The organism is Proteus sp. G2626, from assembly GCF_009915985.1.
Classification (GTDB): Bacteria; Pseudomonadota; Gammaproteobacteria; order Enterobacterales; family Enterobacteriaceae; genus Proteus; species Proteus vulgaris.
Window position 1 is genome coordinate 263360 of record NZ_JAABNH010000027.1, and the last position, 16300, is coordinate 279659.

The window sequence follows — 16300 nt, forward strand, 5'->3', positions numbered from 1 at the left end:
CGGCCCCATTACCTTTTGTCATTCACTAATAATGAGTATTCGTCTTGTTAATCAGCAATAATATCACTATGCAGTTTGGCTCAAAGCCACTGTTTGAAAACATTTCTGTCAAATTCGGTGGCGGAAATCGCTATGGTTTAATCGGGGCTAACGGTAGCGGTAAATCAACCTTTATGAAAATTTTAGGTGGCGATTTAGTACCAAGTAGCGGCAACGTATTTCTTGATCCTAATGAGCGCCTTGGCAAATTAAAACAAGACCAATTTGCTTATGAAGAATATACAGTACTTGATACCGTGATTATGGGTCACACTGAACTTTGGGAAGTTAAACAAGAGCGCGAACGCATCTATAACTTACCAGAAATGAGTGAAGAAGACGGCTTACGAGTTGCCGATCTGGAAGTAAAATTCGGCGAAATGGACGGTTATACCGTTGAATCTCGTGCTGGCGAATTATTATTAAATGTAGGCATTCCATTAGAACAACATAATGGCCCGATGAGCGAAGTCGCACCGGGTTGGAAATTACGTGTGTTATTAGCACAAGCTCTATTCGCTGATCCTGATATTTTGTTACTGGATGAACCGACGAATAACTTGGATATTGATACTATTCGTTGGCTTGAACAAACGCTAAATGAACGTAACAGTACCATGATCATTATTTCCCATGATCGTCACTTCTTAAATATGGTCTGTACGCACATGGCTGACCTTGACTATGGCGCATTAGCCGTTCATCCGGGTAACTATGATGAATATATGTTTGCTGCAACCCAAGCGCGTGAACGTTTATTAGCGGATAATGCGAAGAAAAAAGCACAGATTAGTGAATTACAATCTTTCGTAAGTCGCTTCAGCGCTAATGCATCTAAATCACGTCAAGCAACCTCTCGCGCTAAGCAAATTGAAAAGATTCAATTAGCTGAAGTTAAAGCGTCAAGCCGCCAAAACCCATTCATCCGCTTTGAACAAGATAAAAAATTATTCCGTAATGCACTTGAAGTGGAAAATATCTCTAAAGGCTATGATGATAATGCCCCACTATTTAAAGACGTCAATATGATGCTTGAAGTGGGCGAAAAAGTTGCCATTCTAGGTAATAACGGTGTGGGTAAATCGACGATGATTAAAACATTAGTCGGTGAATTAACACCAGATACAGGCCGTTTAAAATGGTCTGAAAACTCAAATATTGGTTATTATGCACAAGATCATGCAACTGATTTTGAAGTAGATATGACCGTATTTGATTGGATGAGCTTATGGATGAAACCAGAAGACGACGAGCAATCTGTACGTAGCGTATTAGGTCGTTTACTGTTCTCTCAAGATGACTTGAAAAAATCAGTTCAAGTTTTATCAGGTGGTGAAAAAGGCAGAATGTTATTTGGTAAGCTGATGATGCAAAAACCAAATATTCTGATCATGGATGAACCAACCAACCACTTGGATATGGAATCTATTGAATCACTGAATATGGCATTAGAACTCTATCAAGGTACTTTGATTTTTGTTTCTCATGATCGTGAGTTCGTTAGCTCATTAGCAAACCGCATTATTGAAATTACACCTGAAAAAGTGACTAATTTCCAAGGAACTTATGATGAGTTCCTCGCGAAAAAAGGTGTGATGCTTTAATTTCATAACATAGGTAAAGTGATAAATAATCAAAGGCTTGATAACTATATATCGAGCCTTTTTACTGTATTTTATTCCCTATTTTATGATTAATCTTATTTGTAAATTTCAATATCATTCATATTTTTATCATCTTTAATAAATTCATAGATAACTTTGTGTTTAAAAATAAGGAATACTTTATTTTGATTAAAAGATAAAGAAATACCATCATTTTTATATTTCTTCTCTATTTAAGTATTTTTCCAATAACTCAATCTGTGTTTCTTTATCTAAATCTGGTGGGAATAGCAAAGTGGTATGCAATTAAACACAGGGAAACTCCAAATTATTAAAAAATAATGATGCTATATTTTGTGGTGAACAGAGCAATTATTCACAATAAGTAGCAGAAATGTGGACTTTATGTTTAAGCTATAATGTACTACATCGTAGCACTTCTGTTGGTGGTCGCCTTGTTTGGATGAATACAATCAGTTAATTAACCCAAAAAATTATTATTTATAGACATTTTTGTATAAATTAATTTACCTTAGTACCTATTGTATGAATAATAGTGATAATAGTAATGATTATTATTCGGTGACCTATTGTGATTGATTTTTGTGCATTTAAATTAAAACCAGTGGCATTATTTTGTTCTGCCTCCCTTCCTTTTATTGCAGCAACACCGGCTTTTGCGGAAGAAACAGCAAAAACAGAGCAAGTTGAGAAGCTTGTGGTTAGCGCTCAAGCTCTAAAAGTAAATACTCTTTTGCAAGAAACACCTAAATCTGTTTCTGTCATTTCCCAAAAAGATCTCGAAACTCATGCTCCTCAAAAACTCGATGAAGCCTTACGTTATACTTCAGGTGTTGTTTCTCAGCCCTTTGGTGCTGATAACGATACTGACTGGCTTCGTGTACGTGGTTTTGAAGCGGCAACATATTTAGATAATAGTCGTCTCTTTCGTGATGGCTATTATACATGGCTACTTGAACCTTATGGTTTTGAACAAATTGAAGTGGTAAAAGGCGCTTCGGCCGTATTATTCGGTGAATCGACACCAGGTGGCGCGGTTAACGTTGTACAAAAGAAACCCAGCTTTAAGCCTCAAAATGAAGTATTTCTTGAAGTCGGAAATAATGACCAACGTGGGTTAGGTTTTGATGTTTCAAGTGCCACTGATGATAAACGTGTGCGCTACCGCCTTGTTGGGTTAATGAAAAAATCAGACGGAGAATTATCTCACACAGATAGTAAGCGTATTTACCTTGCGCCAAGTGTTGCAATTAATCTAACTGACAATACAGCACTGACCTTTATGGCAACCTATTTGCATGATGATGGTACACCTACCAATCCTTTCTTCCCTGCCGCGGGGACATTAATTTCATCTCCTTTTGGTAAAATTAAACCTTCAACGAATTTAGGCGAACCAGGTTACGATAAATATAAACGTACACAAATTTCGGCGGGTTATTTGTTAGAAAGCAATATCAATGATGTTTGGCGTTTTTCTCAACGTCTAAATTATGGTTATAACGATCTATTATTGCGTAGTGTCTATGCATTCCCTAATTCAGATATTGCTACAACAGAACTGAATCGTGGTGTTGTTTTCCGTGATGGTAAAAATCAAAGTATTTCTTTTGATAATAATGTTGTCGGTGAATGGGATACAGATAATTTCGAGCATACGCTATTAGCAGGGGCTGAATTACAATATCACCAAACCAAAGGTGATGAGCAAGATAATTACAACTTTGGTACGATTAATCCGTGGCACCCTGTTTACGGTAAATATACCCCTCTTGATCCTGCTAATAATGTCAATCGTACCATCGACAAAACACAATATAGCCTTTACTCACAGTATCAAACTAAATTTGACGATCGCTGGGTTGCAGTCGCGGGCGTACGTCAAGATTGGGTAAAAACAGAAAATAAAGCACAAGCAAAAAATGAGGACAAATCACGTACTGATAGTGAATTCAGTCTCAATACAGGATTAATGTATCTCGCAGATAATGGCCTGTCTCCTTATGTGAGTTATTCCGAATCTTTTGAAGTGATGAGCACCATCGACCCTGCGACTAACGATCTATATAAACCGTTAAAAGGTGATCAAATTGAAGCAGGGATAAAGTACACACCTGATTTTATGGATGGTTACTTCAATATTGCTTGGTTTGATATCACACAGAAGAATGCACTTGTTGCAAACCCAACGACTTTTGTTTCAACACAAACCGGTAAAGTGACATCTAAAGGCGTGGAGTTCACAAGTGAAATGCAATTAACGGAACGTTTAGCGTTAAAAGCCAATTATACCTATACCGATATGCAAACCGATGACACAGGTAATAAAGGTAAACAACAAGCAGGCTTAATTCCTAAACATACCGCATCTGCTTGGGGCAGTTACACTATTCCAGTTAATGGGACTCAAGATTTAATCTTAGGGACAGGTGTGCGTTATTTAGGTAAATCTAAAGATAATCCGAAGAGCAGTGATTTAACAGTACCAAGTGCAACATTATGGGATATGGCTGCAATCTATAACTTCAATAAACAGTGGCAATTACAGTTAAATATCAACAATATTCTTGATAAAGAATATCTCTCTGGTTGTGATTATTACTGTTATTACGGCCAATCTCGCTCTGTTTTATTGAATGCTAAATATCGTTGGTAATTTTTTTCTTATTCCTTCATTTATTGCTAATCGTACAATAAATGGAGGAATATTATTTTATAAATGAGTGACCATGTTTGAACTCTCAAATATTCAAATGGTTCGCGGTGGGCGTACCATTTTATCAATTTCCTCACTACGTATTTCAGATTCTGGATTAACTATCGTGCTTGGCCATAATGGATCAGGTAAATCGACTTTAGTTAGTTTATTATCTGGTCAGCAAGCGCCAGATAGTGGAACTATCACACTGAATAAGTGCAATATCTCACACTATAAATCACGTGAACGAGCTAAAAAAATAGCTTTTCTTCCGCAAAAACTGCCAGCTTCTGCGGGATTAACAGTAAAAGAATTAGTGCGATTAGGTCGTTTCCCTTGGCGTGGAACATTGGGCCGTTGGAATAGAAAAGATGATGAAATAATCACAATGGCAATGGAAAAAGCGGGGGTACTTCCCTTTGCAGACACACTCGCTGATGATTTATCTGGAGGTGAACGTCAACGTGCTTGGGTTGCAATGTTACTGGCTCAACAATCACCTATTTTAATTTTAGATGAACCTACTTCCGCTTTAGATATACATCATCAATATCAACTAATGGAATTATTGAGTGAATTAAATCAAACTCAACATGTTGGTATTATCGTTATTTTGCATGATCTTAACCTTGCCTTACGTTATGCCACTCATATTATCGCGCTTAAAAAAGGGAAAATTGCATTTGAAGGTGAAGCTTCATTACTTTTTGATGATGAACGGCTTTCTGCACTTTATGAAACACCCATTAAGCTGATTGAGCATCCTGATAATAAAGATTCACAACAACATAAGGTGGCAGTGGTATGCGTGTAATATTACAAAAAATAATTAAATCACTGTTTTTTTGTCTGCCTATTTTATTTATTACGCCCATCGTTAATGCTACACAAAATAATAATAAAATACCGCAACGTATTATTGTTTTGGATTGGGATTTACTGGAACAAGTATTAACACTTGATGTTATTCCTATTGGTGCAACTGAAATTGCTGGGTATAACCAATGGGTCGCTCACCCTGTTGCTCCGAATTCGATTGAAGAAGTGGGTATGCGGGCAGAGCCTAATTTAGAAAAAATGGCATCGTTAAAGCCTGATCTTATTTTGGCGTCAAGTTCACAACAAGATTTATTGCCTGTATTAAAAACTATTGCCCCTGTCATGTATTTGCCTAACTTTTCTCGCCAAGATAATGCTGCTGAAGTTGCTTTGGCACATTTTAATACTCTAGCCTCTCTTTTGGGAAAAACAGCAATTGCACAACAAAAACTGGCTGAGATGGACAGCATTTTTGTGCAATTAAAGTGTAAATTACAGCGGGCATTTATTACGTTGCCTGAAGTGGAGGTGATCCGTTTTTCTACATTAACCTCTGTTTTTTTATACACCGAAAATTCAACAACTGATTATGTAGTCAATAAGTTAGGCCTAAATTCTGCCATATCATTACCTCCTCAACCTTGGGGAATTGATCAGCGAAGAATGAATGTATTGCAACATATTAAACAAGGCTACGTCCTTTATATGTTGCCATTCCCCGATGAAAGCAAACTGCAAAAATCCGTGTTATGGCAAGCCATGCCATTTGTACAGAATGGGCATTTTCATTCCGTGAAACCTGTATGGAACTATGGCGGAGTGACATCGTTAATGTTAATGGCAGAAGCTATTACAGAAAGCTTATTAGATATGGCACCAAATAATGAACATTAAGCAATTTTCTTTCTATTTTTTGGCAATCATCTTACTAAGTATTACCAGTTTACAAATTGATAATTCTCTTTCATTATCTCGCCAATGGTATTTACTGGGGCATTTAGACACGAAGACCCTATTTGCCGATGTTTTTTTTATTCATGCTCAATTACCACGTTTAGCAATGACACTGCTTATTGGGGGAATTTTCGGTGTTGTCGGCAGTTTAATGCAACAATTAACGCAAAATAACCTGACATCACCTTTAACGTTAGGGACTTCATCAGGCGCTTGGTTAGCTTTAGTTATTGTGAATATCTGGTTTACAGATTGGGTTGCTGATCACAGCGCATTCGCTGCGACAATGGGAGCTTTATTCGCCTTCTTTCTGGTAATTATTATTGCAGGTATTCGCAATATGACCGGCTTACCCCTTGTTGTTTCCGGTATGGTGGTGAATATCTTATTAGGTGCGATTGCAACCGCATTAGTGACGTTAAATGCTCAATTCGCCCAGAATATCTTTATGTGGGGTGCTGGAGATCTTGCTCAAGATGGTTGGGAGATGTTTTTTTGGTTATTACCTCGAATTACACCTGTTTTACTTATTTTTATGTTTGCCCCTCGTATTCTCACTTTATTGCGTTTAGGTCATGAAGGTGCAATGGCTCGGGGATTGCCTGTTTTACCTACATTTGTATTTTTTATTATATTAAGCACTTGGTTAGTTTCAGTGTCGATTACCGTTGTTGGTGTTATTAGTTTTATAGGATTACTTGCACCTAATATTGTCAGAACATTAGGCGCAAGAACTGCTCGTCAAGAGCTTATTGCCAGTGGCTTAATGGGAATATGTTTATTACTGATTACAGATAGCTTGGCAATATGGATTGGTCAGTGGCTCAATACAGTTATTCCAAGTGGTGTGACAGCCGCCGCTATTGGTGCTCCTGCATTAATTTGGTTTAGTCAAAAGAGGATGCGAGCTCAAGATCAGCTGTCTATTTCTCTTTATTCTCAGACTAAAACAGTATCAAAGTATACCGTGATAGGAATATTTGTATTATTAATGCTCGGGTTAGCCCTTACACTTTTTATTCATATTAATGAGCATCAGTGGTTTTGGGAAATACCTTCTGTTTATCAATGGGCATTACGCTCTCCTCGTTTATTAGCTGCGTTATTTGCAGGTATTGCATTAGCTATTGCTGGCGTTATTTTACAACGTTTAATTTACAATCCATTAGCCAGTCCGGATATTTTAGGGGTTTCATCAGGTGCGACTTTTTCGTTAGTTTTTTCGAGCTTAATTTTAGGGAGCACCTTACAAACATCACAGTGGGGAATTGCATTATTAGGTAGCTGTGTTGTGATGATTATTCTATTAATCTTAGGAAAAAAGCACCAATATGCGCCAGCCAGTTTAATATTAACGGGAATTGCATTAACCGCGAGCTTAGAAGCCTTTATTCAATTTTTCTTAGCCAAAGGCTCATTAAGTAGTTATAAAATCTTACTGTGGTTATCTGGCTCGACTTATCGCGTTAACAGTGAACAGGCTCTCTATTTTGCATTCGCAATTACATTGATTGTGGGATGTGTCTTTTTATTAACACGTTGGCTAGCATTAATATCAATTAGTCGAAGTTTTGCCTCAGCTCGCGGATTACATACGGAGCGCGCAAGTATTATATTATTAATTATTGTCTCGCTATTATGTGCTTTAGTGACTTCAACGGTAGGTCCTATTGCTTTTATTGGCTTAGTGGCTCCTCATATGGCGGCCTTGCTGGGTGCTCAAAAAATTAAATCGCAATTAATGGTTTCAGGATTAATTGGTGGAACTTTAATGGTTTGGGCTGATTGGCTTGGACAAATATTTATTTACCCCGCACAAATCGCAGCAGGCACTTTAGTCGCTATTTTAGGCGGTAGCTATTTCCTTTGCTTAATGTTATTAAATCGTAGCCGTTGATTTGAAAAGCCTAAGATATTGGTATTTATTTTTGCTGATATTTTTAGGTTTTGATCGTTATTAATTACGCCTGGTTTTTACTGTTTTTATAATTAATGCGTTGAAAACCTATCTGTGTTTTTCTATCAAGATACACAAAAAAGCGGTTAAATAACAAAATACCTTTAATATAAATTAGCAAGGGTGATCATGATATTATGATCACTCTTTTCTATAAAAGCAGACCTTTAATGTGACGTTGTCACAATGTGAGATTTAGTTTAGTAACTGGGTAAATTGTTGATATAGCATATTGCCCAGTGTTTTTGCGGTATATTCTTCACTATGAGCTAAATTATCAACAACGACATGCATACCATGCCAATCACCATGACTGGCATTTCATTTAATCGCGCCAAACCCCAACAATCGCTTTATCATCGGCGTAAGTTCTATCACCTGCTAACTCCTGAAAGTCAGTAAAAATCGCTTTAATATAGTCAAGGGTATATGGGCGTATGGGATGACGAGCAAGTTACACAATTTCCCAAGCCCCTAAACCAGTAAAAATAGATTTTGTCAGCGAAAGACTTTTTTGCCTTAAACGAACGATCTCTTCATCTAAATTAATACCTGTGGGTTCATCTTGAGATTGCTTAAAAGTAAGCAATACATCTATTTTTTCGTCTAATTCAACAATAGGTTTTTCAAATTCAAGATGAATAACAGACATAACGAGACCTCGATTTAATGCAGTAAATAAAACAATAATAGGTTCAGTTTAGAAAAAATAACAATATGGTGATAGAGAGGAATTTGATAAACACTATTATCAAAAATGGGATAATTAAATCTTACTACAAGGTCAGCAAGAAAAAAGACAAGATAAAAAGAGCTTTTTCTCTAATTTTAATCTATACAGTAATTACTAAGTCATGTATTAATATACAGTACGAATTTATTCTTTTTTCACCCGTAAAGAATCACACAAGTTATAACGTATCCAGAAAAATACAAATAATTAGAATAAAGATAATATGTTCTCACAAAAAACACGATCCACAACCGCACTGCTATTTTCATCACTTCTTCTTACTATAGGCAGAGGTGCAACATTACCGTTTATGGCGATCTATTTATCACGAGAATATCAATTACCTGTTGATGATATTGGTATTGCCATGTCGATTGCATTAACAACGGGTATTTTTTTCAGCCTTGGCTTTGGGATGCTTGCGGATAAATTTGAGAAAAAACGTTATATGTTGCTATCTATTATAACGTTTATCTTTGGCTTTGCTGCAATACCTATGGTTCATAGTACGGTTTTAGTGGTTATCTTTTTCTCGGTGATTAACTGCTCCTATTTAGTGTTTTCAACCGTGTTAAAAGCCTATTTTTCTGAAACTTTATCGGTTTCAGCGAAACCTAAAATATTCTCTCTAAACTATACCTTTATCAATATGGGGTGGACGGTCGGCCCACCTATTGGCACGTTATTATTAATGTATGGAACACAATTACCCTTCTGGCTTGCTGCCATTTCTGCCAGCGTTCCACTTTTTATGATCCAGTTATTCGTTCAGCGTTCTAAAGCAATAAATACTGCTGAAGAAAATAGTGTGAAATGGGACCCGAAAATAATGCTGAAAGATAGAGCATTGAGTTGGTTTGTGCTCTCAACTTTTTTCGGTACATTAACATTTGGTTCTTTTGCATCATGTATCTCGCAATATATCTTAGTCGTCTACGATGCGAAATTGGCAGAGTCCGTTATTGCAGTTGTATTACCTGTAAACGCAGCTATTGTCGTTTCTTTACAATATATTGTAGGTAAGCATGTTACAGCCGAAAGACTACGTAAATTAATGACGCTTGGTACGCTATTTTTTATGATGGGCTTACTCGGTTTTATGTTTGCGGGTAACAATTTAATCTTTTGGGCATTAGCTATCGCTGTATTTACCTTAGGTGAATTAATTTATGCACCTGGTGAGTATATGATGATTGATAACATTGCACCGTTAGGAATGAAAGCAAGCTATTTTTCTGCTCAGTCATTAGGTTGGTTAGGCGCTGCTCTTAATCCATTAGCCAGTGGTTTTATTCTGACCTCATTCCCTCCTATTTCTTTGTTTGCGATTTTAATGGCCGTTTCTGCATTAGCTTGGTATTGCATGATCCAAGGAATGAATGTCAGTAAAAAAAGAGTCATTGCACTCTAATTTCCGTAAAACCCACAGACTAAAAGACACCTAGAAGGTGTCTTTTTTTCATAGTTTGTAGGGAGATATAAATAGAACAATAAATACAATATCATCTGTTTTATTTTAGATGAAGTTGAAGTAGAGAATATTTGTCGTTTAACTAAAGATGAATAGATTAAGATCCAAAAACAGAGGAAATGAAAATAAAAACACCAGGTACTCGGTTGTTATCTGGTGTTTTTTCAATATAAACGGATTAAATTGTCTAATTAAACATTCGCTAATGCTTGAGATAAATCAGTAATTAAATCTTGCGGATTTTCTATACCAATAGATAAACGAATTGTAGTGTTTTGAATACCAATATTATGCCGTAATGCTATCGGTACGCCAGAATGAGTTGTTGAGCCAGGATGACAGGCTAAAGATTCTGTTCCTCCCAGACTAACTGCAAGTTTAAAAATTTTCATCGCATTAAGAAAACGGAAAGCTTCACTCTCTCCACCTACAATATCAAATGAAAATGTTGAACCCGCGCCTGTACATTGTTTTGCAAACACTTGACCTTCAAGAGAATTTGTATCTGCGAAAGGCAAATAGTGAATAGCTTGTACTTTTTCATGATCACGCAGAAACTCTGCAACTAATAAAGCGTTCTGGTTCGCTTTCTCCATTCTAATTTGTAGTGTTTCTAAAGAGCGTCCAAGCATCCAACAAGAATGAGGATCAAGTTGTGTTCCTATTGCACCTCGTAGTAATCGGATTTGATTAATCAGTTCACGAGAGCCCATTGCAGCACCGGCAACTAAGTCCGAATGCCCCCCCACATATTTAGTCAAAGAGTAAACGGAAATATCAGCTCCTTGCTCAATTGGGTGTTGATAAATAGGGCCTAATAAGGTGTTGTCACAAACAATAATGGGACGATAGCCCTGTTTCTTTTCTAGTGTCTCGGCAACAATTTTTAATGCGCTAATATCAACCAATGAATTAGTTGGGTTAGCAGGCGTTTCTGCAAAAATAACAGCAACTCGTCCTTTTTGACTAGCATTATCGGCTTGTCCTTGGATCAACGAAAGATTTAAGCCGTCGGTAAATGGCGTAGCTTGAATACCAAATTTAGCGAGTGTTTTTGCAATTAATGTCTCTGTTCCACCATAAAGAGGCTGAGAATGTAAAATGACATCGCCAGGCTGAGTTAAGGCCATCAATGTTGTAGTGATTGCTGACATGCCTGAAGAGAATAATACACAAGATTGTGTATTTTCATAAACAGCGAGTCTATCTTCAACAATTTCGCTATTAGGCTGATTAAAACGAGAATACACTAAACCTGCTTTTTCACCTTCAGGTAAAGGCTTTCTTCCACTAACGGTATCAAAGAAAGCTTTGCCTTCTTCGGCACTCTTAAAAATAAAAGTGGATGTTAAAAATATGGGAGGTTTTACTGAACCTTCAGAAAGTAATGGATCATACCCATAACTCATCATCAGTGTTTCAGGCGAAAGTTTGTGTTCACCGATATATTGTTTTTTTAGTTGAGCGTCAGCCATTTTTTTATTTCTTCTGTGTAATGGAGGATGAGTTATCATACTGAAAAAAATTCATGTTGTTAGAATGTTTTATAAAGTATAAAAACTCGCAGTTATATAAAAATAGCGAAATTAGGAATAAAAAAAAGAGTTAATAATGAAACGAGTAGAATTGAGTAATATTTAGACAAAAAAAGTCTAAATAAGAGCAAATTATTGTAGGTAAATAGAAGAGATAGATAGAAAAAATAGGAACTAAAAGATAAAAAGGATTCTCTCTATCTTTTAGTTAAGTCATTACCATGCTCTTACTGCATCACCTTTATACATTTCTTTAAACTTCAACTCGATTTGTCGTGAGTGAAGCACTGAAATCAGCTTCTTTATATTTTCATCATTTTTGTTATCTTCGCGGGTTACGATAACATTAGCATAAGGCGAGTTTTTATTTTCTAGAATTAATCCATCACGAGTTGCAATTAACCCAATTTGAGACGAAAAATTATTATTAATAATTGCCATTGTCACCATTGGATCATTTAATGCTTCAGTGAGCTTGGGTGTATCAACTTCAATGAACTTAATTTCTTTGGGGTTATAGATAATGTCATCAAGTGTTGGGGTAAAGCCAACATTTTCATTGAGGGTAATAAGATGGTTTTCTGCTAGTAATAAAAGCGCTCGCCCTTTCATACTAACTTCATTTGAAATCGCAACAAGCGATCCTGAGCTTAATTCATTTATATCGCTAATTTTTTTAGAATATGCAGCTAAAGGAAAAATATATGTTTTACTCGCGATATGAAATTTATAATTATATTCTTTCATTTGTGCTTGAAGGTAAGGAATGGATTGAAACGCATTCGCATCAACTTCTTTGCTGTTTAATGCCTTATTAGGAAGCTCATAATCATTAAACGCGACAACTTCAACGTCTAGCCCTTCTGTTAATTTTGCTAAACGAATCACTTCATCCCAAATCACTTGATCAGGCCCTGTATTAATTGCCACCTTTACTTTATGTGTATCTTCTTGAGAGCAAGATACAGTAAATAGTGATATTGAGGCTAGAAGTAAACCTGTAATAATTTCCTTCATATCTCCCTCTTAAACAGCCCCCGATAAGAACAGCACGATTAATATCATTTTAATTAAGAAATATCCTAACAATAGATTAATAACAAGGAACAAGAAATGATACAAGTACTCAATGCATATAAAGAAAGGAATCTTCTTTATATTTTTACAATTCATTGTTTTATAAAACAAAAAATAAAATCATCATAATATGATGTATTTGTTAATGATCTGTAGATTTATTCATTAATTATTCTATTTATGCAAGTATCAGAATATGCATCTTCAACGCTAAGATAAGATAATTCAGTGACACAATAACGATTAAATTGCCATTTGAACTGAATTTCATCCTTTTTTTTCTTTTCTGATATTTCATAGCTAGAAAAACGAATAGGTGTAGGCTTTTGTAAATTATTTCCTACTTTTTCTGCACTTAATAACACAACCTTATCCTTTTTTTCAATGAACTTAAAATCAGAGATAGTGATATCGGTGCCTGTAATCTTATTGTTATAAAGGCTTAAGGCATTTGCATATATGGATGGGACAATATACACCTTTTGATCACTACCTTTGATATAAACGGTTACCATATCAATAGACGGAGAGTCATTTAGTGATCGTTGAGATTTAACCACAACATCGGGAATACCGTCACCATTAAAATCGATAAGATTTATTCCATATTCCAGTTTAATATCAGCTGATATTGAAGTAAAAGGTAATGATGCAAAAAGTAATCCTAGCCCAAGTTTAAATATATTATTCATTGTATTCGCTTCTTTTTTTGACTTATTACTTGGGCATCAGACTACTTTGTGACAATGATTAGTCAAGGCATTTTATGTTTCAAAATAATACAAAATTTACATTCATATCACTCATAAAATATTTACATACTCATTGGACTCATTTGACTTTTATAAAAAGAGTCCTTTTTGATTTTTTATTCTTTGAATGACTTAATATTTTATTTAATATAAAGCAATGTAGTTTTTAAGATCACTAATTCTTTCTTTTGTTTTATCTTTTAGACAACTGCTATATACCATTGGTGCTAAACTACCACCTTGATAATAATCAGCTTCATACTGGCAAGAGAGATCTCTAAAATTTACCCATACTAGCTGAGCTTGTTTTAATTGTTCTTTTCGAGTTCCATCTAACTTAGTGTAATATTGTTGATAAATACGATTAAGCTCTTCATCTTTTTGTTGAAAATCTCGATAGACACATTGATTTATTTCAGTTTGTGTTGCTGCATTTCGGCAATCAATGTTATCAGCTTGTAAATGAATAGACCAAAATAGTATACCACCAGATATTGCACTTAATAGGATAAGTTTTTTCATCACATCGTCCATTTTTTGATTAAAAACATAGATAAAGATATTTATGCTGTTCCTTTAATTTTTTAATCTAAAAGATAAAAATAAAGTCAAAGCCTTATCATTTTAGCAATGTTTCTTATATAACAATTACGTGAAGATAACGTAAAACCACTCTATTTAAGATAATCAAAACTAAGTTTCATATTGTTCTTGAGTAATTATACTGATATTTTTTTTGTAGAAAATACTCATTTAATACAAACTTTCAAAAATGATAACTCAATATTTCTTTTTTTTAACAATTAATACTATTTATAGAAACATTAAGCAAAATAGATATGGTATCCTACTTTAATTATACGGTAATGATTAATTAGAACGATTACGATAATTAATACATATATATGTTTGTTAAAGAAGTTCATAATCCTATTGCTCATTGAGGATATTTCGACTGATGAAAAAATGTTTCAAATTAATCTGTTTTTACGGTGCATTATTGGTGGTGTGATTAATTGGCGCGAACAAGGCGCTTATTCCCTTTCTCAAGGTAGGATTGTAATGGTAGAACAGTTCAATGATTACCGATATTCTTTGGGTTAGGTTTAGCGACGGTATTTTTTCGTGGATCTGTCAATTTATTGATGTTGTTAGTTCTATTGATGTTATTTTTTGTGTAACTGGCTCACGAAAATACACTTAATAAAATCAATTTACTAAAGCTAAAAAGCACGCTAAACATTTTAATTTAGCGTGCTTTCAGTTTAATTAAAGTTCACACTTTGTTTTCAAAATAGCCGTTTTTTTATGATGATCCAGTGCCAATTCAATTAGTTTAGTAATTAATGACTGATAGCCTAAACCTGCGCTTTGCCATAATTTTGGATACATGCTGATATTGGTAAATCCTGGTAATGTATTTATTTCATTAATCACAACGCGGTTATCTTGTGTTAAGAATACATCAACACGAGCCATACCTAAGCAGTTAAGAACACGGTATGCTTTTAATGCTACTTGGCGAATATGTAAACTAGTGTCTTCATTCATGACGGCTGGAACTACGACTTTTGCACCATCGTCATCAATATATTTTGTGTTATAGGCATAAAAGGCATCGTTTAATACGATCTCACCGCAAGGACTAACCTCAGGATTTTCGTTACCTAAAACGGCACACTCTATTTCACGCCCTACAATAGCACTTTCAACGATCACTTTAAGGTCGTATTCAAACGCCATTGCTAATGCCATATTAAATTCTTCTTCATTATTAACTTTGCTTATTCCTACAGAAGAACCTAGATTTGCAGGCTTAATAAATAAAGGAAGTCCTAATTGACGAACCATTTCATTGTAAGAAATATCATTAATTTGGTGCGCCATAATTGTAATAAAAGGTGCAACCGCTAATCCAGCACCATCAAGAAGGCGTTTAGTAATGTCTTTATCCATACAAGCGGCAGAGCTCATGATATTAGGGCCGACATACGGCATATCAATCATGTGTAACAAACCTTGTAATGTACCATCTTCACCATAAGCGCCATGAACAATCGGAAATACAACATCAATTTGAGGCAGTGCCTGACCGTCTTCTAAAGAAATAAATTGATTTTTTACACTACCTGGAATAATAGCAACCGCTCTTAATGGTTTGCTTAATGAGATAGTTTTAGGATTATCGCTATTGAGTAGATAGTCAGCTTCTGAATATTCATGCCACTGGCCTTGTTCATTAATACCGATTAAGCAAAGGTCGAATTTCGTTCGATCTAATTCATTAATAATATTTTTTGCTGATTGTAATGAAACTTGATGTTCTGTGGATTTTCCACCAAAAATAATAGCGACTCTTAATTTACTCATTTTCTAACCTTTTATAGGACAGCTATAGCGAATAAGTAGCAATATATCATGATAAAAACTCCCAATGTAGGTTGATAGTTCTTATCTGCGAAAAATTACGATAAAATGATGAAATTCTATGATTTAGAGTGTAAAAGCATCATGCTGTTAAGCGATAACTGCTCAATAACGATAACAATGCTATTTGCATAAGCTAAACACCATACCTGATATAAAACAATCAATTTAAATGGACTTTAGATGAAATAGTCCAACTGAATACCAATCAAA

Annotated in this window: 12 protein-coding genes and 1 pseudogene; 7 read left to right on the forward strand and 6 right to left on the reverse strand. The window is 35.2% G+C overall.

Going from position 1 to position 16300, the window contains the following annotated elements; translation table 11 throughout:
• Nucleotides 1–44: 44 nt before the first annotated feature.
• The 5 genes from GWJ05_RS13775 to fhuB all read left to right on the forward strand — a co-directional run bounded on the left by GWJ05_RS13775 (nt 45) and on the right by fhuB (nt 8032).
• Nucleotides 45–1643, forward strand: coding sequence for an ABC-F family ATPase (locus tag GWJ05_RS13775; RefSeq protein WP_036936904.1), 1599 nt, complete (start codon nt 45–47; stop codon nt 1641–1643).
• Between the two features lie 592 nt (nt 1644–2235).
• The gene (locus GWJ05_RS13780; protein ID WP_052038505.1) at nt 2236–4320 is read left to right on the forward strand and encodes a TonB-dependent siderophore receptor; all 2085 of its coding nucleotides are present in this window, start codon (nt 2236–2238) and stop codon (nt 4318–4320) included.
• A gap of 73 nt (nt 4321–4393) precedes the next feature.
• Nucleotides 4394–5176, forward strand: coding sequence for an ABC transporter ATP-binding protein (locus tag GWJ05_RS13785; protein ID WP_087802435.1), 783 nt, complete (start codon nt 4394–4396; stop codon nt 5174–5176).
• On the forward strand, nt 5167–6075 hold the full coding sequence (locus GWJ05_RS13790; RefSeq protein WP_161681450.1) for an iron-siderophore ABC transporter substrate-binding protein: 909 nt from the start codon (nt 5167–5169) through the stop codon (nt 6073–6075). The genes GWJ05_RS13785 and GWJ05_RS13790 overlap by 10 nt, the downstream gene beginning before the upstream one ends.
• Nucleotides 6065–8032: a Fe(3+)-hydroxamate ABC transporter permease FhuB gene (gene fhuB / locus GWJ05_RS13795; protein ID WP_036936898.1), complete on the forward strand. Its 1968-nt coding sequence runs from the start codon at nt 6065–6067 to the stop codon at nt 8030–8032. Before GWJ05_RS13790 ends, fhuB begins: the two co-directional genes overlap by 11 nt.
• A 359-nt stretch (nt 8033–8391) precedes the next feature.
• On the opposite strand, the pseudogene GWJ05_RS13805 reads toward fhuB, so the two are convergent.
• Nucleotides 8392–8744, reverse strand: a pseudogene (locus GWJ05_RS13805) (acetyl-CoA carboxylase carboxyl transferase subunit alpha); the annotation flags it as partial.
• Nucleotides 8745–9048: 304 nt separating this feature from the next.
• On the opposite strand from GWJ05_RS13805, the gene ydeE reads away from it, so the two are divergent.
• Nucleotides 9049–10236 (forward strand): efflux MFS transporter YdeE, encoded by a 1188-nt coding sequence (ydeE, locus tag GWJ05_RS13810; protein ID WP_036936895.1) that lies wholly within the window; start codon nt 9049–9051, stop codon nt 10234–10236.
• Nucleotides 10237–10487: 251 nt separating this feature from the next.
• Here the strand turns inward: ydeE and GWJ05_RS13815 are convergent, their stop codons facing one another.
• The 4 genes from GWJ05_RS13815 to GWJ05_RS13830 all read right to left on the reverse strand — a co-directional run bounded on the left by GWJ05_RS13815 (nt 10488) and on the right by GWJ05_RS13830 (nt 14182).
• A complete protein-coding gene (locus GWJ05_RS13815) occupies nt 10488–11771 on the reverse strand; it encodes a cystathionine gamma-synthase family protein (protein ID WP_036936893.1) in 1284 nt (427 codons plus the stop codon).
• A 276-nt stretch (nt 11772–12047) separates the two neighbouring features.
• Nucleotides 12048–12848, reverse strand: a complete 801-nt coding sequence (locus GWJ05_RS13820; protein WP_036936891.1) for a MetQ/NlpA family lipoprotein — start codon at nt 12846–12848, stop codon at nt 12048–12050.
• Between the two features lie 218 nt (nt 12849–13066).
• A complete protein-coding gene (locus GWJ05_RS13825) occupies nt 13067–13600 on the reverse strand; it encodes a carbapenem self-resistance protein CarG family protein (protein WP_036936889.1) in 534 nt (177 codons plus the stop codon).
• 204 nt (nt 13601–13804) lie between these two features.
• The gene (locus GWJ05_RS13830) at nt 13805–14182 is read right to left on the reverse strand and encodes a lysozyme inhibitor LprI family protein (protein WP_224215474.1); all 378 of its coding nucleotides are present in this window, start codon (nt 14180–14182) and stop codon (nt 13805–13807) included.
• A 444-nt stretch (nt 14183–14626) separates the two neighbouring features.
• Here GWJ05_RS13830 and GWJ05_RS13835 point away from each other — a divergent pair, with 444 nt between their 5' ends.
• Nucleotides 14627–14764: a hypothetical protein gene (locus GWJ05_RS13835; RefSeq protein WP_158482380.1), complete on the forward strand. Its 138-nt coding sequence runs from the start codon at nt 14627–14629 to the stop codon at nt 14762–14764.
• Nucleotides 14765–14929: 165 nt separating this feature from the next.
• On the opposite strand, the gene ddlA is transcribed toward GWJ05_RS13835, so the two are convergent.
• The gene (gene ddlA, locus GWJ05_RS13840; RefSeq protein WP_036936884.1) at nt 14930–16030 is read right to left on the reverse strand and encodes a D-alanine--D-alanine ligase; all 1101 of its coding nucleotides are present in this window, start codon (nt 16028–16030) and stop codon (nt 14930–14932) included.
• Nucleotides 16031–16300 lie beyond the last annotated feature (270 nt).